This window comes from Streptomyces sp. NPDC006235 (assembly GCF_040613735.1).
Lineage (GTDB): Bacteria > Actinomycetota > Actinomycetes > Streptomycetales > Streptomycetaceae > Streptomyces.
This window is the reverse complement of record NZ_JBEXSR010000036.1, coordinates 55,278-75,218: the sequence shown is the minus strand read 5'-3', so window position 1 is coordinate 75,218 and position 19,941 is coordinate 55,278. Positions and strand designations below refer to the sequence as shown.

The 19,941-nt window shown below is 72.5% G+C and carries 17 protein-coding genes and 1 pseudogene; 5 read left to right on the top strand and 13 right to left on the bottom strand.

The window, feature by feature from the left end; genetic code table 11:
• Positions 1-6: 6 nt before the first annotated feature.
• The 5 genes and pseudogenes from ABZ192_RS32160 to ABZ192_RS32140 all read right to left on the bottom strand — a co-directional run bounded on the left by ABZ192_RS32160 (position 7) and on the right by ABZ192_RS32140 (position 6,688).
• Positions 7-416: pseudogene (locus ABZ192_RS32160) on the bottom strand (hypothetical protein).
• A gap of 203 nt (positions 417-619) precedes the next feature.
• Entirely contained in the window at positions 620-1,936 is a 1,317-nt protein-coding gene (locus ABZ192_RS32155) for an Nramp family divalent metal transporter (protein WP_356928000.1), read from the bottom strand.
• 161 nt (positions 1,937-2,097) lie between these two features.
• Positions 2,098-2,580 (bottom strand): ATP-binding protein, encoded by a 483-nt coding sequence (locus ABZ192_RS32150; protein ID WP_356927999.1) that lies wholly within the window; start codon positions 2,578-2,580, stop codon positions 2,098-2,100.
• A gap of 80 nt (positions 2,581-2,660) precedes the next feature.
• A complete protein-coding gene (locus ABZ192_RS32145) occupies positions 2,661-3,572 on the bottom strand; it encodes an MEDS domain-containing protein (RefSeq protein WP_356927998.1) in 912 nt (303 codons plus the stop codon).
• A gap of 32 nt (positions 3,573-3,604) precedes the next feature.
• The gene (locus ABZ192_RS32140; RefSeq protein WP_356927997.1) at positions 3,605-6,688 is read right to left on the bottom strand and encodes a LuxR C-terminal-related transcriptional regulator; all 3,084 of its coding nucleotides are present in this window, start codon (positions 6,686-6,688) and stop codon (positions 3,605-3,607) included.
• Between the two features lie 263 nt (positions 6,689-6,951).
• On the opposite strand from ABZ192_RS32140, the gene ABZ192_RS32135 reads away from it, so the two are divergent.
• A complete protein-coding gene (locus ABZ192_RS32135; protein WP_356927996.1) occupies positions 6,952-8,304 on the top strand; it encodes a M14 family metallopeptidase in 1,353 nt (450 codons plus the stop codon).
• Here ABZ192_RS32135 and ABZ192_RS32130 read toward each other — a convergent pair whose 3' ends face one another.
• The 5 genes from ABZ192_RS32130 to ABZ192_RS32110 all read right to left on the bottom strand — a co-directional run bounded on the left by ABZ192_RS32130 (position 8,305) and on the right by ABZ192_RS32110 (position 12,666).
• On the bottom strand, positions 8,305-8,814 hold the full coding sequence (locus ABZ192_RS32130) for a hypothetical protein (protein ID WP_356927995.1): 510 nt from the start codon (positions 8,812-8,814) through the stop codon (positions 8,305-8,307).
• Between the two features lie 65 nt (positions 8,815-8,879).
• Positions 8,880-10,358: a gluconate:H+ symporter gene (locus ABZ192_RS32125; RefSeq protein ID WP_356927994.1), complete on the bottom strand. Its 1,479-nt coding sequence runs from the start codon at positions 10,356-10,358 to the stop codon at positions 8,880-8,882.
• A 105-nt stretch (positions 10,359-10,463) separates the two neighbouring features.
• Positions 10,464-10,874, bottom strand: coding sequence for a RidA family protein (locus ABZ192_RS32120; protein ID WP_356927993.1), 411 nt, complete (start codon positions 10,872-10,874; stop codon positions 10,464-10,466).
• On the bottom strand, positions 10,871-11,632 hold the full coding sequence (locus ABZ192_RS32115; RefSeq protein ID WP_356927992.1) for an IclR family transcriptional regulator: 762 nt from the start codon (positions 11,630-11,632) through the stop codon (positions 10,871-10,873). Before ABZ192_RS32115 ends, ABZ192_RS32120 begins: the two co-directional genes overlap by 4 nt.
• Positions 11,629-12,666 (bottom strand): sugar kinase, encoded by a 1,038-nt coding sequence (locus ABZ192_RS32110; RefSeq protein ID WP_356927991.1) that lies wholly within the window; start codon positions 12,664-12,666, stop codon positions 11,629-11,631. The genes ABZ192_RS32115 and ABZ192_RS32110 overlap by 4 nt, the downstream gene beginning before the upstream one ends.
• 144 nt (positions 12,667-12,810) lie before the next feature.
• On the opposite strand from ABZ192_RS32110, the gene ABZ192_RS32105 reads away from it, so the two are divergent.
• Complete coding sequence (locus ABZ192_RS32105) at positions 12,811-14,100, top strand: amino acid deaminase (protein WP_356927990.1); 1,290 nt, start codon at positions 12,811-12,813, stop codon at positions 14,098-14,100.
• Positions 14,101-14,113: 13 nt separating this feature from the next.
• Entirely contained in the window at positions 14,114-15,724 is a 1,611-nt protein-coding gene (locus tag ABZ192_RS32100; protein WP_356927989.1) for a D-aminoacylase, read from the top strand.
• Between the two features lie 28 nt (positions 15,725-15,752).
• On the opposite strand, the gene ABZ192_RS32095 is transcribed toward ABZ192_RS32100, so the two are convergent.
• The 3 genes from ABZ192_RS32095 to ABZ192_RS32085 form a co-directional block, all read right to left on the bottom strand.
• Entirely contained in the window at positions 15,753-16,679 is a 927-nt protein-coding gene (locus ABZ192_RS32095) for a serine protease (protein ID WP_356927988.1), read from the bottom strand.
• Positions 16,680-16,841: 162 nt separating this feature from the next.
• Positions 16,842-17,048 (bottom strand): hypothetical protein, encoded by a 207-nt coding sequence (locus tag ABZ192_RS32090; protein WP_356927987.1) that lies wholly within the window; start codon positions 17,046-17,048, stop codon positions 16,842-16,844.
• A gap of 94 nt (positions 17,049-17,142) precedes the next feature.
• Positions 17,143-17,889: a hypothetical protein gene (locus tag ABZ192_RS32085; protein ID WP_356927986.1), complete on the bottom strand. Its 747-nt coding sequence runs from the start codon at positions 17,887-17,889 to the stop codon at positions 17,143-17,145.
• A 126-nt stretch (positions 17,890-18,015) separates the two neighbouring features.
• On the opposite strand from ABZ192_RS32085, the gene ABZ192_RS32080 reads away from it, so the two are divergent.
• On the top strand, positions 18,016-19,227 hold the full coding sequence (locus ABZ192_RS32080; RefSeq protein ID WP_356927985.1) for a pyridoxal phosphate-dependent aminotransferase: 1,212 nt from the start codon (positions 18,016-18,018) through the stop codon (positions 19,225-19,227).
• 111 nt (positions 19,228-19,338) lie between these two features.
• Positions 19,339-19,761: a hypothetical protein gene (locus ABZ192_RS32075; protein ID WP_356927984.1), complete on the top strand. Its 423-nt coding sequence runs from the start codon at positions 19,339-19,341 to the stop codon at positions 19,759-19,761.
• Positions 19,762-19,941 lie beyond the last annotated feature (180 nt).

The window sequence follows — 19,941 nt, the reverse complement described above, 5'->3', positions numbered from 1 at the left end:
CGGCCCCTATCCCATCGGACGGTAGTGGCCGAGGACCCAGGCCAGCTGCGGGAACCACTCCTGAAGCCGCGTCCTGGGCCTGGCCTCCACCACGCACTCGTAGAACCTGCCGTCCATGTGGACCACGGCGACCATCAGCGCCTTGCCGTCCGGGCTCGCCCGGTAGTGGACGCCGCGGATCTCCGGCCAGCGGAACTCGACCGTGAGACCTGAGGTCTCGAAGGCGACGCCGGACGCGTCGACGACGACCGCGTTGCGCTTGTCGACGGCCAGGAAGTCCGGGCCCGCCGCCGCCTGCTGGGGCGGCGGCGGAGCCTGGGTGTACGGAGGCTGTGCGGGGGCGTACGGGGTGGCGCCGGCGCGTACTGCGGCGGGGGCGGGCCGAAGCCCGGGCCGGGTGGCGGGTGCTGGGTCATCCGGCCATTCTCCCGCCCTAGGGCCTGTCGTTTGGATCACGCCGCAGACGCGGGGTCTGGCACGCGCATCTGCGGCGTTGTCGTCGGTTGCCGATGCTCCGCATCGACGCCCTCCTCCGCCTTGCATCTGCACGCACCAGACCCCGCTCACCGGCGCTGATCAGCGCTGTCGGTTCCCTGCGACCTGATCCAAACGACAGGCCCTAGAAGAAGTCGCCCCACGGCTGGTCCCAGATCTGCTTCACGCACAGGACCAGGAACAGCAGGCCCGCGACGGCGAGCATCGCGTTGCTGAGCGGGCCGTTGCGCCATTCCCGAGGTGTCCGGGAGGAGTTCAGGAGCCAGATCAGCGTGCCGGCGAGGAAGGGCAGGAAGGCCGCGCCGAGGACGCCGTAGATGATGATCAGGCGGAAGGGCTGGCCCTCGAAGAGGAGGATCATGGGCGGGAAGGTCAGCCAGAGCAGGTAGGCGCGGAAGGGCCAGGAGCGTTCGCGGGTCCCCGAGGCGACCTCCTCGCCCTTGGCCTGGCCCGTGCCCGACAGCCGGGCCACGAAGTCGGCGAACATCAGGCTCACGCCGTGCCAGACGCCGATCAGGGAGGTGAACGACGTGGCGAAGAAGCCGATCAGGAAGAACTTGGCCGTCGCCGCGCCGTACTCGTCCTCCAGGATGTCGCCCAGCTGGATCAGGCCCTTGTCGCCGCTCGCGATCGCGACGTTCGCCGAGTGCAGGAGTTCCGCGCCGACGAAGAGCATGGCGATCACGAAGATGCCGGTCGTGGCGTAGGCGACGCGGTTGTCCAGACGCATGACCTTCATCCAGCCGGTGTCGGTCCAGCCCTTGGCGTTGACCCAGTAGCCGTAGGCCGCGAGGGTGATCGTGCCGCCGACGCCGCCGATCAGGCCCAGGGTGTTGAGGATCGAGTCCTTCTCGTCGGGCAGCACCGGGAGGAGGCCCGCGAAGGCGTCGGGGATGTTGGGCGTGACCCGGATCGCCAGGTACACCGTCACCACGAACATGACGCCCACCAGGACCGTCATGACCTTCTCGAACACCGCGTACTTGTTGAACCAGACGAAGACCAGACCGACCAGTCCGCAGGCGATGCCCCACCACTTCAGGTCCATCACATCGGGGAACAGCGCCTGGAGCGGCAGCGCGCTCGACGACATCGCCGCCGCGCCGTAGACGAAGCCCCAGACCACGACGTAGACGGCGAAGAACCAGGTCGTCCAGCGGCCGAGGCTCGCCCAGCCGTCGAACAGCGTGCGGCCCGTGGACAGATGCCAGCGGCCCGCCGCCTCGGCCAGGGAGATCTTCACCAGGCAGCCGATGATCGCGGCCCACAGGAGAGTGTAGCCGAAGTTGCTGCCCGCGATCAGTGTGGCGACCAGGTCGCCCGCGCCGACACCGGTCGCCGCGACGACGATGCCCGGACCGATGTACTTCCAACTCGCCTTACGAGGCTGGGGGTGTCGCGACGCCTCGTGGTCCGTGGTGTTTCCCGTGGTGTCAGCCATGCAGGTCAACAAACCGCAAAGAGCCTCAGCCGACAAGAGGGCAGGAGTAGTCCGACCTCAGGGGCGCGGGGAACTGCGCGATCAACCACGACGAACCCGCGGACGGGAACGGCCCCCCGGCGGCAGGGCAAGCCCCGGGGACGGCCGAACCCAGCGGAGCGTCACGGCCGTCGCCGACCACAGCCGTCCGATCCGCACGTGCCGAGCTCGAACCACACGGTCTTGCCCGGCCCGTCCCGGTGGCAGCCCCAGCGCTGGGCCAGCGCGTCCACCAGGAACATCCCACGGCCGTTCTCCCCGGTGCCGGCGTCCAGCACCCGGGGTACGCGGCGCTCGGTGTCGGCCACCTCGCAGCGCAGGACGCCGTGCGCGGCGAAGAGCGTGAGCCTGAAGCGGCTCTCGGCGTGCACCAGGGCGTTGGTGGCCAGTTCACCGACGAGCAGTTCCGCCACGTCCGCCACCTCACCGCGCTCCGCGAGCCCCCAGCCCTCCAGCTGCCTGCGCACCTGCGCGCGTGCCTCGCGGACGGCGGAGGGTTCGGGGTCGTACTCGACGCTCAGGTGGCCTGCTCCCAGGGGCGGTTGCGGGAACGGGCCGTACCGGGCGTCGGGGTCCGGGAGGTGGGGCCCGGAGAGTTGCAGCATGGCTCCAGGGTGTCTCCGGGGCCGGTCCGGCGCAGGGGGAGGACTACCCGATCCCCTACCTGCTTGCGCAGGTGGGCGGGTTACGCGTACTGGAGGCGGACCGTGGCTCCCTGGGCGTCGTCGCGGATGTCGACGTACGCGCAGACCTGCCGCGCGTACCACAGGCCCGGTCCGGGTTCCGGGCCGGTGGGCGGCGGCGGGACGAAGCCGGCGAGCGGGTCGCCGACGGGGCGGGACGACCGCAGTTCGCACACGCAGGCGGGTGCCTCGCCCCACAGCCAGGCGGTGCCGTCGAGGGGCGCCAGCACCGCCGCGGTCTCCGCGACGGCCCCGGCGAACAACTCGGCGTCGGCGGCGGGCAGCCCCCGGGCGCGCGCCCAGGCCTGCACGGCCGCGGCGTGCGGCTCCGCGAGCGGCTGCGCGTCCGCCGGTGGCAGCGGCAGCGGTACGGCGTCGAGTTCGGCCGCGAGCCGCACCGGATCCTCGTACACCTCCGTGTCGGGGTGGGCGCGGCGGGCCGCCGCGACGACGGCGGGACCGGCGGTGCGGGTGTCGTACGCGCACAGGGCGGTGGTGGCCATGGGCGCGAAGAGGAGGTTGGCGAGGGCCTCGTAGCGGATCCACTCGGTGGTCTCGCGGGCCGAGCGGCCGGCCCGGCCGCTCCAGACGGGCTCCATGAGGAGGTGGATCCTGCCCCCGGGACCGGCGTGGGCCGTGAGGTAGGAGGCGGCCTGGGCGACGGCGTTGGCGGCGGAGCCGGTGTACCAGTCGGTGTGCGGGATGCAGGTGACGTCCTTGGCGTCCCCGCCGAGGGCGTCCCGCAGGAGGTCGAGGTTGCGCGGGTCGGCGACGGCCACGGGGGGTGGTTCGCCGGGTGCGGCGAGGCCTTCGCCGAGGAAGGGCAGGGCGGCGGCCACGAAGTCGTCGTCGGTGCCGAAGACGGCCATGCGGTGGTCGAACGCGGCGGGCGTGGGGGGCTGTCGGGTGGTCATGGGTTCCCCTCGGGGTTCGCGGTACGGGCGGGTCAGCGCTGGGCGGTCACCCAGGCGGCGATCTGGCTGCGGTTGCTGAAGCCGAGCTTGCTGAGGATGCGTTCCACATGGCCTTCGGCGGTGCGGCGGGCGATCACCAGACGGTCGGCGATCTGCTGGTTGGCGAGCCCTTCGGCGACGAGCCGGGCGACCTCGGTCTCGCGGCGGGTGAGACGGACCGGGGTGTCGTCGTGCGGGGCCCCGGACTCGCGGGGGTGCGGGCGGGCCGGCTCCTGGAGCGCCTGGCCGACGAGGTCGGCGAGGCCGAGTCCGGCGCCGCGCCGGTGGGCCCGTTCGAACGCGTCCCGTCCCAGGGCCCGGCAGGCCCGCTCCTCGCTGTCCCGGCGTGCGGCGTTGAGGGTGCGCGCGCCCCATCGGGCGGCGTCGATGTCGGCCCAGACCCGGTCGGCGCCGCCCAGCAGCACGGCCGCGTGCCGGTGGGCGCCGCGTTCGGTGGCGATCGACGCGAGCAGGTCGAGGGTGAGGGCGATGCCGATGACGTCGTGGACGGCGAGCTTGAGGCGCAGGGCCTCCCGGGCGTGCCGCTCGGCCCGGGCCCAGTCGCGGCGCACGCTGTGCGCGAGGGCGAGCATGCGCAGCACGTACGACCGTACCCACTGCTCGCCGTGCCGCTCGCACAGCCCGAGGGCCCGCTCGCACACCTCGACGGCCCGGTCGGCCTCGCCCAGGAAGCCCAGCGCGCAGGCGAGTTCGACCTGGTCGAGGCCTACGACGCTGAGGTGCTGGCCGGGCACGGGGCCGCGGGCGACGGTGGTCTCGAAGTGCCGCAGCGCGCCGGGCAGGTCGTCGCCGAACAGCCTCAGGACGCCGATGACGTACTCGGCGTGGGCGGCCTCGGCGGCGTCGCCCAGGACCCGGGCGAGGGCGAGGGCGTCCTCGGCGTGGCGGCGGCCGCGGGGGAAGTCCTGGGTGGCGGCGGCGAGCAGCCCGGCGACCCAGAGGCCGCGGGCCCGTTCCGGGGTCGGTTCGGGGTTGGCGGCCAGGGCCCGGTCGAGCCAGTACAGGCCCTCGCGCGGGGCGCCGCAGGCGTGCCAGTAGAACCAGAGGGTGCCGGCGAGCCGCAGCCCCGCGCGGGCCTCGCCCGGGGTGGAGAGGCTGAAGTCGAGGGCGGCGCGCAGGTTGTCCCGGTCGGCGCGCAGCCGGGCGACGGTCTCCGGCTGCCCGGGCCCGAACCAGCCGCGCTCGCACTCCTCGACCCACCGCAGCATCCGGTCCCGCTGCCGCCGCCGGGCGGCGCCCTCCTCCCCGGCGGTCCGCCGCAACTGCTCCAGCCCGTACTGCCGCAGCGTGTCGAGCATCCGGTACCGCACCCCGCCGGGCCCCGGCTCCCGGCACAGCACGGACTTGTCGACGAGCCCGGCGACGGCGTCGAGCACGTCGTCGGCACGGATGCCCTGGCCGGGCCGGGCAGACCAGGCACCGGAGGCGTCCGCGACCGGCGGGGGTGCGGCAGGGCCTGCCGGGTCGGGCAGGGGCGGGGCCGACATCGGGCCGCTGGAGTGGGCCGGAGACGGAAACGACGTCACGGCCCCGGGGCCGGGCACGGACGGGGGCAGCATCGGGCCGCCGGAATGGGCCAGAGGCGGGAACGTGGCCATGGCCCCGGTGTCGGACACAGACGGGGGCCGCGTCAGGCCGCCGCCCGGGCCGGTCCCGGGACTCGCGCCCGGCACGGACGGGGGCACAGGCGGGAACGAGGCCATGACCCCGGGGCCGGCCACCGACGAGAGCCGCACCGGGCCGCCCCCCAGGCCGGTCCCGGAACTCGCGCCCGGCACGGACGGGGGCACAGGCGGGAACGAGGCCATGCCCCCGGGACCGGGCACGGACGGAGACCGCACCGGGCCGGTCCCGGGGCTCGGGACGATCAGGGGCTCGGGGCGCATCACGGGCAACGGCACGGGACCGCCTGCCGGAGCCGGCGTGGGCGGCACCACGTTCCCCGGATCGCCGTGGAGCGTGGGCAGCGTCGCCGTCCCCGCGAACACCGGGAGGGACAGGGCCCGTTCCCCGGAGCCGTCCGTGAACCGGGCGCCGCCCGACGGCACATCGAGACGTGCCCCGCCCTGGACACCACCCGTGCCCGCTCCGCCCGGCAGGCGCGCCTCCGTCGGTGCCGGACCCGTTCCCGGCCCGGCGCCGGGCTCCGGCGTGTCGTCCGCGCACACCGCCTCCGCCGTCGCCAGGTCGAAGCTGCCCGCGAGGACCGACAGCCGGGCCCACACGAGTTGCTCGGGGCCGGTGCACAGGTCGTGGCTCCAGGCGACCGCCGCACGCAGGGTCTGGTGGCGGGGCAGGGCGGCGGGGCTGCCGGTGGTGAGGAAGCGGTAGCGGTCGTCGAGGCGGTCCAGGAGCTGGTCGACGTCGAGGACGCGCATGCGGACGGCGGCGAGTTCGATGGCGAGGGGGAGGCCGTCCAGGCGGTGGCACAGGCGGGCCACGGAGGCGCGGTTGTCCGGGGTGAGGCGGAAGCCGGGGACGACCGCGGCGGCCCGGTCGGCGAACAGAGTGAGGGCCGGGTAGCCCTCGGCGGCGGAGAGGTCGCCGTCCGGGTCGGGCACCGGCAGGGGCCGCACCTCCAGCAGGTGCTCCTCGGTGAGGCCGAGCCGGTGCCGGCTGGTGGCGAGGACGCGGACGCCCTCGGTGCCGTGCAGCAGGGCCGCGGCGAGCTGGGCGCACGCGCTCGCCAGATGCTCGCAGTTGTCGACGACGAGCAGCAGCCGCCGGTCCCGGACCTGTTCGACGAGGGCGTCCAGCGGGGGCTGGGCGGAGTGGTCGTGCAGTCCCAGCGCGTCGGCGGCGGCGAGCGGCACGAGCGCCGGGTCGTGCAGCCCGGAGAGGTGCACGAAGCGCACGCCGTCCGGGAAGGCCCGCTGCACCCGGGCCGCGATGCGCGCGGCAAGCCGGGTCTTGCCGACGCCGCCCGGCCCGGTGAGCGTCACCAGCCGCGCGCGGGCCAGCAGCTCGCGGCCCTGGGTCAGTTCGCCACGCCGGTCGACGAAGCTGGTCGTCTCGACCGGCAGTTGGTGGTCCCGTCGTGGCGCTGATCCGCCCATGATCAGCCAGTCCTCTGGGGGTGTGGTCCGAGGGCCGACAGGCCCTAGCACGGGTCCTCACTCTCCCCCGTTGCGTACATACATGCACGCTCGGGTCACACCCGTGGGTGTACTTCGACCAGGACAGCTCGACCGCCGCGCCGCCCGCGTACTATGCGCGACCGCTTTCCATCTTGACCTGCTCATGCCATTGGCAGAACGATGTGCGCCACCCGCACCACGTACGTCGCACGGAACAACCCCACCTCCGACAAGGAGATTTCATGCGACTTCGCATACGAGGCTCCGGTGCCGGCACCGGCAGACGCACCGCCGCCCTCGCCGCCCTCCTCGCACTCGCCCTCGCGGCACCCCTGTCCGCGACGACCCCGGACGCCACCGCCGACAGCGCACGCAAGGCGGCCCCGTCGGCCGACGACGTCCGGCAGTACGAGATCCACCTGCACGCGACGGCCGAGGACCGCACGGCACTCCAGCGCACCGGAGTGACCGTGGACGAGGCCCACGACCACGGTGTCGTCGTCTCCGGACGCGCGGACCAGATCAGGAAGCTGCGCGCGCTGGGTTACGAGGTCACCCCGCTCGGCGCGGTGCCCGACCGGTCCGCCGGCGAGGACGACGTCCGGGTCTTCGACTTCCCGTCCGCCGACTCGAAGTACCACAACTACGCGGAGATGACGAGCGAGATCAACTCGATCGTCGCGGCCAACCCGTCCATCGCGAGCCGGCGTGTGATCGGCACGTCGTACCAGGGCCGGGACATCGTCGCCGTCAAGATCAGCGACAACGTGGCCAGCGACGAGTCCGAGCCGGAGGTGCTGTTCACTCACCACCAGCACGCCCGCGAGCACCTCACCGTCGAGATGGCGCTCTACCTGCTGCGCGAGCTGACCTCCGACTACGGCTCCGACTCACGCGTCACCAGCATGGTGAACAACCGTGAGATCTGGATCGTCCCGGACATCAACCCGGACGGCGGCGAGTACGACATCGCGACCGGGTCGTACCGCTCGTGGCGCAAGAACCGCCAGCCCAACAGCGGCAGTTCGTACGTCGGGACCGACCTCAACCGCAACTGGAACTACCGCTGGGGATGTTGCGGCGGCTCCTCGGGCTCGACGTCGTCCGAGACGTACCGGGGCCGGGCGGCGGAGTCGGCCCCCGAGGTGAAGGTCGTCGCCGACTTCGTGCGCAGCCGGGTCGTCGGCGGCGTGCAGCAGATCAAGGCCGGCATCGACTTCCACACGTACAGCGAGCTGGTGCTGTGGCCGTTCGGCTACACGTACTCCGACACGACGACCGGGATGACCGCGGACGACAACGCGGCGTTCAAGGCGGTCGGACAGAAGATGGCCGCGAGCAACGGGTACACGGCGGAGCAGTCCAGCGACCTGTACATCACGGACGGGTCGATCGACGACTACCTCTGGGGCACCCACAAGATCTTCGGGTACACCTTCGAGATGTACCCGAGGTCCGGCGGTGGGGGGTTCTACCCGCCCGACGAGGTCATCGAGCGGGAGACCTCCCGTAACCGGGACGCGGTGCTGCAGTTGCTGGAGAACTCGGACTGCATGTACCGGTCGATCGGCAAGGAAACCCAGTACTGCCGATAGTTACTCCGCGTCTTCCTCGAAGTACGCGTCCAGAACCGCGTCCAACTGCTCGTCCCACTCCGTGAAACGGCTCCTGGCCGGCGCCTCGATCTCGATCGGGTACCAGCGCCGGTCAGGGGTGTGGACGGTGACGGTGTAGCGCTTGCCGAAGCGGGGGGTCTCCGTCTCGACCGCCCCGATCTCGTCCCAGCGGAACTCGCATTCCTGGTCGTCCAGGGACAGGCGTACGCCTCTGCGGTCGGCGACTATTCTCGCGCGGCGGTCGGACGCCTCGAAGACGGGGCCGTCGACGTCGGCCTCCTCCGACTCGGAGGCGGCCGCCCGAGCCGTCTCCTCCGGCTCGGGGGAGGACTCCTCGGCGTCCTCGGCCGCGGCGGCCTCGGGCTCCTTCTCCGGCTCGTCGTCCTCCGTCCGTCCGGACGCGGGTGACGTGAGCCCGGGGATGAAGGCCGGGTCGAATCCGGCGCCCTCCAGGGGCTGGCTGCTCGAACCTATGCGCTGCTGCTCCACAGCGGAGCAGTATGGTCGACAAACCTGTGCCGCACACAGCCGGTCCCGACTTCGTTATCAGACGCCTACACGAACAGGCTCAATACCGCCGCCACCGCGAACCCGGCCACCGACAGCACACTCTCCAGCACGGTCCACGACTTGAGCGTGTCCCGCTCGCTGATGCCGAAGTACTTGGCGACCATCCAGAAGCCGCCGTCGTTGACGTGCGAGGCGAAGATGGAGCCGGCCGAGATGGCCATGATGACCAGGGCGACGAAGGCCTGGGAGTGGTCCCCCTCGGACAGCAGGGGTGCCACGATGCCCGCCGTCGTCACGATCGCCACCGTCGCCGAGCCCTGGGCGACGCGCAGCACCACGGAGATCAGGTACGACAGGACGAGCACCGGGAGGCCCACGTCGTTGAACGTGTCCGACAGGGCCTGGGCGACGCCGCTGGCCTTGAGGACGGCGCCGAAGATGCCGCCCGCACCGACCACGAGCAGGATGTTGCCGACCGGCTTCAGGGACGCCGTGGACACCGTCTCCAGCGACTTGCGGGACCAGCCGCGCCGGATGCCGAGCAGGTAGTACGCGAGGAACAGGGCGAGAGTGAGCGCCACGAACGGGTTGCCGAAGAACTCGATCACCGAGCGGAGGGTGGAGGGGTCCAGGGCGATCGAGGAGAACGTCGCGGCCAGGATGAGGACCAGCGGGGTGCCGATGATGCCGAGGACCGTGCCGAGGGAGACGGGCTGCTCGCGCGGCTCCGTGCCGGCCGCCCGCTGCTCGTCGACGACGGCCTGCTTGGCCTCCTCCGCGGCCTCGACCATGTCCTGCGGCACGGCGACGAAGATGCGGCGGCCGATCCACGCCGAGTACGCCCAGGCGGCGGCCACGGCCGGCAGACCGCAGACGATGCCCATGAGGATGACCCAGCCGAGGTCGACGTGGAGCAGGCCCGCGGCGGCCACCGGGCCGGGGTGCGGGGGCAGGAAGGCGTGGGTGACGGACAGGCCCGCCAGCAGGGGCAGGCAGTAGAGCAGGATCGACTTGCCCGAGCGCTTGGCGGCGGCGTAGACGATCGGCGCCAGGACGAAGATGCCGACGTCGAAGAAGACCGGGATGCCGAAGATCAGGCCGGTGAGGCCCATGGCGAGCGGGGCGCGCTTCTCGCCGAACAGGCCGAGCAGGCGACCGGCCAGCACCTCGGCGCCGCCGCTGACTTCGAGGATCGCGCCGAGCATGGTGCCCAGGCCGATGATGATCGCGACATGGCCGAGGATGCCGCCCATGCCGGACTCGATGGTGGAGACGGCGTCCGACTTCTGGACGGTGCCGAAGAGTTCGGTGACCGACAGGCCGGCCGCGAGGCCGACGGCTATGGAGACCGCGAGCAGGGCGACGAACGGCTGGAGTCTCATTCTGATGATGAGGAACAGCAGCAGCCCGATGCCGAGCGCGGCGGTGAGCAGGAGTCCGGCCGTACCGTCGACCAGGAGGAGCAGGCCTCCGGTGTGGGGTGGGGTCTCGGCAGGGGCGGACGCGGCGAGCGAAAGGGACATTCGGGGGTCCTCTACGTAAATGCATGCAGCTTCTGGGTAGGGGGGAGCGCGACGCGGCGCATCGGGGGCGCCGCGCCTCACGGACGTGCGGGAGTGGGGGGTGGGTCAGCCGAGGACGGCCAGCGCGTCGATCTCGACGAGGAGACCCGCGGGCAGGCCGACGTAGACCGTCGTGCGCGCGGCCGGCGGCCGGGTCAGGCCCTGCTCCTCGAAGTACGCGTTGTAGATCTCGTTGAACTCGGCGAAGTGGGCCACGTCGGTGAGGTAGACGCGGATCATCATCGCGTCGTCCCAGCCGGCGCCGCCCTCCTCGAGGACGGACTTGACGTTCGCCAGGGTCTGGAGGGTCTGCTCGCGCAGGGTCGGCCCGGCGGGCGTGGGCGGCTTGCCCTCCTCGGCGGGCAGGAAGCCGACCTGGCCGGCGACCTGGAGGATGTTGCCCTTCTTCACACCGTGGGAGAACTTCGCCGGCGGGGTGGTGTGGGTCCGGGGGGTGAGCGCGGTCTTGTCCGTCATGCGGTGCCCTTCACTGGTGTTCTGCCGGAGTACTCGCCGCTGATGGCGTCCGCCGTACGGCGCACCAGCGGCAGGAGGGTGAGGAGTTCGTCGGCGGTGACGACGACGTTCGGCGCGGAGACCGACATCGCGGCGACGACCCGGCCGTCGGCGCCGCGGATGGGCGCCGCGACGCAGTTGATGGACTCCTCGTGGCCGCCGAGGTCGGTGGCCCAGCCCTGTTCGCGCACCTTCTCCAGCTCGCGCAGGAACGCGGTGGCGTTGGGTGTCGAACGGGCCGTGTACGCGGGGTAGTCGAGCTTCTCCGCCACGGCCCGCCGCTCGTGCTCGGGCAGGTCGGCCAGCAGCAGCTTCGCGACCGCGGCGACGGTGATGGCGACGGGCTTGCCGATGCGGGAGTACATCCGCACCGGGTAGCGGCTCTCGACCTTGTCGATGTAGAGGACCTCGTTCTCCTCGTACACGGCGAGGTGCACGGTGTGTCCGCAGCTCTCGTTGAGACGGACCAGGTGGGGATGGGCGATCTCGCGGACGTCGAGGTTCTCCATCGCCTCCTGGGCGAGCGCGAAGAGCCGGGCGCCGAGGCGGTAGCGCTGGTCGGACTGGCGGTAGACGAGGCCGTGCTCGTGGAGGGTGCGCAGCAGGCGCAGGGCGGTGGACTTGTGCACGCCGAGGCGGTCGGCGACCTGCCCCAGGTCGGCGGGGCCCTCGGCGAGCAGCGGCAGGATGCTGAGCGCGCGGTCGACGGTCTGGCTCATGGCGTACGTACCTCCTCGGGGGCCCGCTGTGTGTCGTCGGTCCAGCCGGGGCCGAGTCGCAGTCTCCCCCATGCGGCGTCGTCCAGGGCGGCGAGGCGGTCGGCGTGCTCCCGCGCGGGCGGCGCGGCGAGGTCGCCGGGGACGGTGAGCGCGGCGGCGGCCATCAGGTGCCCGTGCCGCAGCCGGTCCCGGACGGGCAGTCCGCGCAGGGTGGCGGAGAGGAACCCGGCGGCGAAGGCGTCCCCCGCGCCGACGGCGGCGACGACGACGTCGACCCGCGGGGCGGGCACGAAGGTGACGTCCCGCTTCTCGAAGACGGTGGCTCCCGCGGCGCCCTGCTTCACGACCAGCACCTCGGGTTCGGGCAGGGCGGCGCGGACGGCCTCGGCGCCGCGCAGCCCCCAGGCCTCGTCCTGCCCGACGAACACGAGGTCCGCGCCCCGCGCGAGGTCCCGCAGCACTTCCGGGGCGTCCGCGTCGCGCCACAGTCCGGGCCGGTGGTTGACGTCGAAGGAGACCAGGGGGCGGCCGGGCCGGCGCGCGGTCAGCTCGCGCATCAGGTCCAGGCAGCTCCCGGACAGCGCGGCCGTGATCCCGGACAGGTGCAGCACGCGGCCGGCGCGGACCGCGTCCAGGTCCACGTTGCCGGCCGACATGGCCGAGGCCGCGGAGCCGGCCCGGTAGTACGCCACCTCGTGCGCGTCGGTGGCCCGGTCCCCGGCGGTGCGGAAGTAGATGCCGGTGGGGCGGGCGGGGTCGCGCCGGACATGGGCCACGTCGACCCCGTACCCGCCGATGGCCTCGACCAGGTGGTCGCCGAACGGGTCGTCCCCCACCCGGCTGACCCACCGCGCGGAGTGCCCGGCGGCGGCCAGCACGCACGCCGTGTTGGACTCGGCGCCGCCGATGCCCCGGTCGAAGGCGGGGACGTCGGCGAGCCGTCCCGGCCGGGACGGCAGGAACGTGACCATGGACTCGCCGAGCGCGACGACGTCCACGACGTCGGGGGCGTTGCAGGGTCCGGTGGGGGTCACGATGCTCGTAGCTCCTGGTTGCTCGGCGGGGGCGGCGGGTGCGGCCGCTTTCGTTGACCCCGGGTGGCCGAGATGTTAGACAGCGTTGAGCGACATACGCAATGAAGGTTGCAGATACTGCAACAGTGCTGATCAGGAGGCTTCATGACAGCCGACAGTCCCGCCGGGTCCGCCGCCGAGTCCCTCGCCCGGCTCGCCGCCGAGCGCGTCGACCACCGCTTCAAGGGCCTGCCGCCGGACGCCGACGGCCTGACCGTGGGCGAGCTCGCCGCCCAGCGCCGGAACCTGTTCACGGGCGGTTTCGCCACGCCCGTGCTCGCGCTGTCCGCCGAGCGCCTGGAGCACAACCTGAGGCTCATGGAGACCTACGCGGACCGGCACGGCCTGGCCTTCGCGCCGCACGGCAAGACCTCCATGGCGCCGCAGCTGTTCCAGCGGCAGATCGAGCACGGGGCGTGGGGCATCACGCTGGCGGTGCCGCATCAGGTACGGGTGGCGCGCGCGTTCGGGACCCGGCGCGTGTTCCTGGCGAACGAGCTGGTCGACGCGGCGGCCCTGCGCTGGGTCTCCGCCGAGCTCGGCGCCGACCCGGAGTTCCGCTTCGTCTGTTACGTCGACTCGGTGCGCGGGGTGGAGCTGATGGACGCCGCGCTGGGCGAGGCCCGGCGCCCGCTGGACGTCGTCGTCGAACTCGCCGCCGGGGAGGGCGCCCGTACCGGTGTGCGGACGGAGGCGGAGTGCGCGGCGGTCGCGGACGCGGTGGCGGGCTCGCGGTCCCTGCGGCTGGTCGGCGTCGCGGGCTACGAGGGCGAGGTGCCGAAGGCGGACCCGGAGCGGGTCACGGCGTGGCTGCGGCGGCTGGTCGCGCTGGCCGCCGACTTCGACGAGGTGGGGCGCTTCACGGACGTGGACGAGATCGTCGTCAGCGCGGGCGGCAGCGCCTGGTTCGACGCGGTCGCCGACGTCTTCGCGGAGATCCCCGAACTCTCCCGGCCCGTCCTGAAGTTGCTGCGCTCGGGCGCCTACGTCTCGCACGACGACGGCCACTACCGCAAGCTGACCCCGTTCAACCGGGTGCCCGAGGAGGGCGCCCTGGAGCCGGCGTTCCGGCTGTGGACGCAGGTGGTGTCGCGGCCCACCGCCGAGCAGGCCTTCGTCAACGCGGGCAAGCGGGACGCGGCCTACGACCTGGACCTGCCCTTCGCGCAGGTGATCCGCCGGGACGGCGCCGAGCGCCCGGCGACCGGCGTGTCGGTGACGTCCCTGTCCGACCAGCACGCCTGGCTGAGCACCACGCCGGAGGCGGATCTGGAGGTGGGTGACTGGGTCGGTCTGGGGCTGTCCCACCCGTGCACGTCGTTCGACAAGTGGCCGCTGATCCCGGTCGCCGAGGCGGACGGCACGGTCGTCGACTACGTCCGTACGTTCTTCTAGGAGGCGGGAAGCGATGGAAGAGCTGGTCATCCGGGACGCCGACGTCGTCGACGGCTCCGGTTCGGACTCCTACCGGGCCGATGTCGTGGTCGACGGCGGCCGGATCGTGTCCATCGTCAAGGAGGCCGCCGCGGCCGGCTGCCAGCGGCCGAAGGCGCGCCGGGAGCTCGACGCCGAGGGCCTGGTCCTGTCCCCCGGCTTCGTCGACATGCACGCCCACAGCGACCTGGCCCTGCTGCGCGACCCCGACCACAGCGCCAAGGCCGCGCAGGGCGTCACGCTGGAGGTCATCGGCCAGGACGGGCTGTCGTACGCGCCGGTCGACGACCGCACGCTCGGCGAGGTGCGCCGGGCGATCGCCGGGTGGAACGGGCCCGGCGACGACATCGACTTCGACTGGCGGACGGTGGGCGAGTACCTCGACCGCCTCGACCGCGGGATCGCCGTGAACGCGGCCTATCTCATCCCCCAGGGCACGGTCCGCGCCCTCGCCGTCGGCTGGGAGGACCGGGAGGCCACCCCGCGGGAGCTGGACCGGATGCGGCAGTTGGTCGCCGAGGGCATGGAGCAGGGCGCCGTCGGCATGTCCTCGGGGCTGACGTACACGCCCGGCATGTACGCGCAGGACGCCGAACTGACCGAGCTGTGCCGGGTGGTGGCGTCGTACGGCGGCTACTACTGTCCGCACCACCGCTCCTACGGCGCGGGCGCCCTGGAGGCGTACCGGGAGATGGTCGCGCTGACCCGGGAGGCGGGCTGCCCCCTGCATCTCGCCCACGCCACCATGAACTTCGGCGTGAACAAGGGCCGGGCGCCGGAGCTGCTGGCCCTGCTGGACGAGGCGCTGGCGGCCGGGGCGGACATCACCCTCGACACGTACCCGTACACCCCGGGCTGTACGACGCTGGCGGCCATGCTGCCGAGCTGGGCGAGCGAGGGCGGGCCGGAGGAGGCCCTCAAGCGGCTGGCGGACGACGTGACAGCCGAGCGGATCCGCCATGACCTGGAGGTCACCGGCTCGGACGGCTGTCACGGCGTGCCCATCGAGTGGGACACGATCGAGATCTCCGGCGTGGGCGACCCGGCCCTGGCCGATTACGTCGGCCGGACGGTCCAGGAGTCGGCGGACCGGCGGGGCGAGGCCCCCTGGGTGACCGCGCGCGGGCTGCTGCTGGCCGACCGGCTGGCGCCGACGATCCTCCAGCACGTCGGCCACGAGGAGAACGTCCGGGCGATCATGCGCCACCGGGTACACACCGGGGGCTCGGACGGCATCCTCCAGGGCGCCAAGCCGCACCCGCGCGCCTACGGCACGTTCCCGCACTACCTCGGCCATTACGTGCGGGAGTTGGGGGTGCTGTCGCTGGAGGAGTGCGTCGCGCACCTCACCTCGCGCCCGGCGGCCCGGCTGCGGCTGCCGGACCGGGGCCTGGTGCGCGAGGGGTACGTCGCCGACCTGGTGCTCTTCGACCCGGCGACGGTCGCGGCGGGGTCGAGCTTCGCCGAGCCGCGCGTGCTGCCGACGGGCATCCCGTACGTGCTGGTCGGCGGGCGGTTCGTGATCGAGGACGGGCGTCGCACGGACGCCCTGGCGGGCCGGGCGGTCCGCAGGACTCCCGCGTGACCGCCCGACCCGGGAACCCGCCCTGGCCTTACGGCTTGGGCAGGACGCAGCCGCTCGCGCTCAGGTCGAGCTTGTTGTCGATGCCGAAGCAGGACGGGATCTGGTAGGTCTCCTGGGCGTAGTTGATGCCCTTGCGGACGGTCACGTTGCCGCTCTTGTCGACCTCACAGGGGTTGTTCACCGTGCAGCGCTCGCCGTCCTCGTTGCCGGTGTTGTTGATGGCGACGACCTTGCCGGTGGCCTGGTCGACGACGGGCGAGCCGGACGTGCCGCCGATGGTGTTGCAGGCGGAGGTGTAACGGACCGAGTCCTTCCAGGTCCAGTCGCCCTCCTTCAGGCGGTACGCGAACCCGTCGATGTCGCAGCTGTAGATCCGCTTCCAGTAGCCGGAGGGGATACTGATGGCGGTGCCGGCGACCGGGTGCGTGTCGTTCAGCGTCAGCGGGCTGATGCCGTACGAGCTCTTGATCTGCCCGTAGCTGGTGGTGAGTTGGTAGAACGCGACGTCCGTGTCGGTCATCGTGGCGTACGCGAGCTTGGCGGCGCGCAGGGTCGCCACGCGCGAGCCGGAGGCGTTGAGCAGGCTGAAGGTGCGGCTGGACGCCTTGTCGACCTGGACCTCGCCGGGGCCGGGGAAGCCGGACTCCAGGCAGTGTCCGTTGGTCATCACCAGCGCGGGGTCGTCAGCCTCGGAGTCCGGCATGCGGACGACGGAGCCCGAGCAGTTGCTGAGCGCGACCGTGCCGGCGAAGTTCACGCCCTTGGGCGCGGGGTTGGTGAGCCCGGACACGGTCTCCGCTGCGGACGTGACCACGTCCGAGACGGCGGACGTGACCGCGCCCGTGTCCGCGGCCTTGCCGACGCCCGTGGGGGCGGCATCGGCGGCGGTCGCGGGAGCCGCGCCGGCCCCGGCTATCGCCAGGGCGCAGAACGCGGCTGCGAGAGGTTTTCTCATGGGGGGTCCCCTCTTGCGACGGAGGCGGCCGGAAAACTTCCGGCCGCCTGCAGTGTTGTCATGCGCATTGTGATCGTCGCAAGGCGGATGGGGCAAGGAGTTGTTCCGCGCGGAGAACCTGCCCGTCCGGCCCGACCCTACTCAACGGCCCTGGTGGCCGGACTACTTGGGGCCCTTGGTAACCGCCGGGCGGAGTTCGGACAGACGGTCGAGGAGCTGCTCGCGGACGGCGACGAGGCCATCGATGCGCTGCTGGAGAAGGGCGAGGCGGTGCCCGAAGACGTCGACCTTGGGAGTCGGGTCGGCGCAGGCATGGTCCCCGACCAGCTCGTCACGCAGGCAGTCGTCGAGGAGACGCAGGTCGTCCACCCTCGACGTTCACGTCGGCGTGAACGTCAAGCCGGCGGCTTCGGCGGTCGGGAGCGCAGGACCGGAGCGGTGGTGACAGGGCCGCGGAGACGGACTACTTGGGGCCCTTCGTGCCGCCGGGACCATGTCCGGGCTTTCCGTCGGTCCGGCCGGGCGGCGTGGCGGTGGCCGCGGGAGCGGAGGTCGTCGGGGTGGCGGCCGAGGGCGTGCCGACCGAGGGACTCGGAGTGGCCGGTTCGGACGGGGTGGGGCTCGCTTCCGTGGACGGGCCCACGGACGCCGGCTCGGACGGCTCGTCACTGTTCGCCGGTTGGGCGACGAGGGGGGTCCCGGGGGTCGGTGTCCGGCCGGTACCGGTCGACGGCACCGTCGGCGACTCCCCCGCGGTCGGGCCCGTCCGGCCGCCGCCACCCTCACGTGTCCCGCCGGAGGGCGCGTCGGAGAAGCCGAGACCGGCGATCAGCGCGGCCGCCGACACGGCGCCCACGGCTCCGACGGCGACCGCCACCCGGCGGGCACGCCACGGCGCTCGCCTCTTGCGGGAGTGGCGGCCGGCACCGGCAGGGGCGTGCACCGGCACCGGCGGCAGCTCGCGCGTGTCACCCATGCCTCGCGTCCCGCCGGTGCCGCGCGCGGCGTCCTGGCCGTCCGTGAGGTGCCGGCCGTCCATGGGGCTCCGGCCGTCCATGGGGTCGTACACGTCCTGCCAACCGTGCGCCGCCGCCGGATCGGCGTACGCGTCGTAGGGCGGTGGCGGGTCGGCCTGCGGCAGGTAGACGTTCGGCGGCCCCTGGGCAGCCCCGCCCGTCGCTCCGTCGGCGTACTCGGATGGCCTGGACATGGCGGCGCATTCTAGGCACCGAAGGTGCTGGTGGGACAGCGCGCGACGATATCCACCCAAAGCGACGCGTCTCACGTGGCGGAAAACACGACCCGTGGCGCATTACCGCGCCGTAAGCTCCCAGACATGCAGGTGATCCAGTCGACCAAGCTCGCCAACGTCTGTTACGAGATCCGGGGCCCGGTGCTCGAGGAGGCGATGCGGCTGGAAGCCGCCGGTCACCGCATCCTCAAGCTGAACACCGGCAACCCGGCCGCGTTCGGCTTCGAGTGTCCGCCCGAGATCCTGGAGGACATCCTCCGGAACGTGTCCTCCGCCCATGGGTACGGAGACGCCAAGGGCCTACTGGCCGCCCGCCGCGCGGTCGTCATGCACAACCAGACCCTCGGCATCGAGACCGACGTCGAGCACGTCTTCATCGGCAACGGCGTCTCCGAGCTGATCGTCATGGCGATGCAGGGCCTGCTGGACGACGGGGACGAGGTGCTCGTGCCCGCCCCGGACTATCCGCTGTGGACCGCCGCCGTCTCCCTGTCCGGCGGCACCGCCGTGCACTACCGGTGCGACGAGCAGGCCGACTGGATGCCGGACCTGGCCGACATCGAGCGCAAGGTCACCGACCGCACCAAGGCGCTCGTGATCATCAACCCCAACAACCCGACCGGGGCCGTCTACGACGAGGCGATGATCAAGGGGCTCACCGACATCGCCCGCCGCCACAACCTGCTGATCTGCTCGGACGAGATCTACGACAAGATCCTCTACGACGGTGCCGCGCACACCCCGACCGCCGCCGTCGCCCCCGACCTGCTGACCCTCACCTTCAACGGCATGTCGAAGGCGTACCGGGTGGCCGGCTACCGGGTCGGCTGGATGTCGATCTCCGGGCCCCGCGCGCACGCCGACTCCTACATCGAGGGCCTGACGATCCTGGCGAACATGCGCCTGTGCGCGAACATGCCGGGACAGCACGGCGTCGTCGCGGCGCTCAGCGGACGCCAGACGATCAACGACCTGGTGCTGCCGGGCGGCCGGCTGCGCGAGCAGCGGGACGTCGCCTACGAGCTGCTGACCCAGATCCCGGGTGTGACCTGCGTGAAGCCGAAGGGGGCGCTGTATCTCTTCCCGCGCCTGGACCCCAAGGTCTTCAAGATCAAGGACGACCGGCGGATGGTCCTGGACCTGCTCCGGCGCGAGAAGATCATGGTCGTCCAGGGCACAGGCTTCAACTGGCCGGAGCCGGACCACTTCCGCGTGGTGACCCTGCCGACGGTCGGCGACCTGCGGGACGCGGTGGGCCGGATCGGGCACTTCCTGGACGGCTACAGCCAGGCCTGACCGGACGCCGCGCTCACCGTACGTGTGCAGCCAGTCCGGAATTGCGAACGACTCAACTTTAGACGAAATCTAAGCTAGGATGGCTTCCTGTAAGCACACAGGAGGCCTTCCATGTACGAACCGATCCGCACCAAGTCGGTCCACAGCACGGTGGACGGCCCCGCCCCCGACTTTCCCCACCGCTCCCGCGAGGAAGAGCTGGACATCCAGCTCGCGGGCCATCTCGCCGCCCTGCTCGCCGTCACGGACGAGCTGCGGGCCACCGAGAGCTCGACCGACCTGGACACCGCGGCGGAGCGGCTCGCGCAGCAGGTGAGCCGGCTGCGGGGCGGACGTACGCCGGTCCGCGCGCCGATGAGCGGCACCCGCCGTGAGCGCGGCGTGGCGGCCCTGCACCGGCGGGCGCACGCGCTGGCCGGCCGCGCGCTGGTCGTCGCCGCCTCCCGCGCCGACACGGCGGCCGCCATCCTGTCCGCCGAGCGGATGGACGCGCACGCCGCGGCCCTGGAGCCGCGCGAACTCGCGTCCCGCTGAGCCCCCACGGGGGCTCCCCCTGACGGCCCCGGTCCGCGCGCACCCGCAGCGACGCGCGGACCGGGCGCCACAAGTCCCCGCGGACGACCCTCCCGGAACCACGCGGTATGTGGAGAGGGTCGTGCGGTTGGCGCGGAAGGCGTGGGGCTCGGCGGTCGGCAGGCCGCGGCTCTTCAGGAC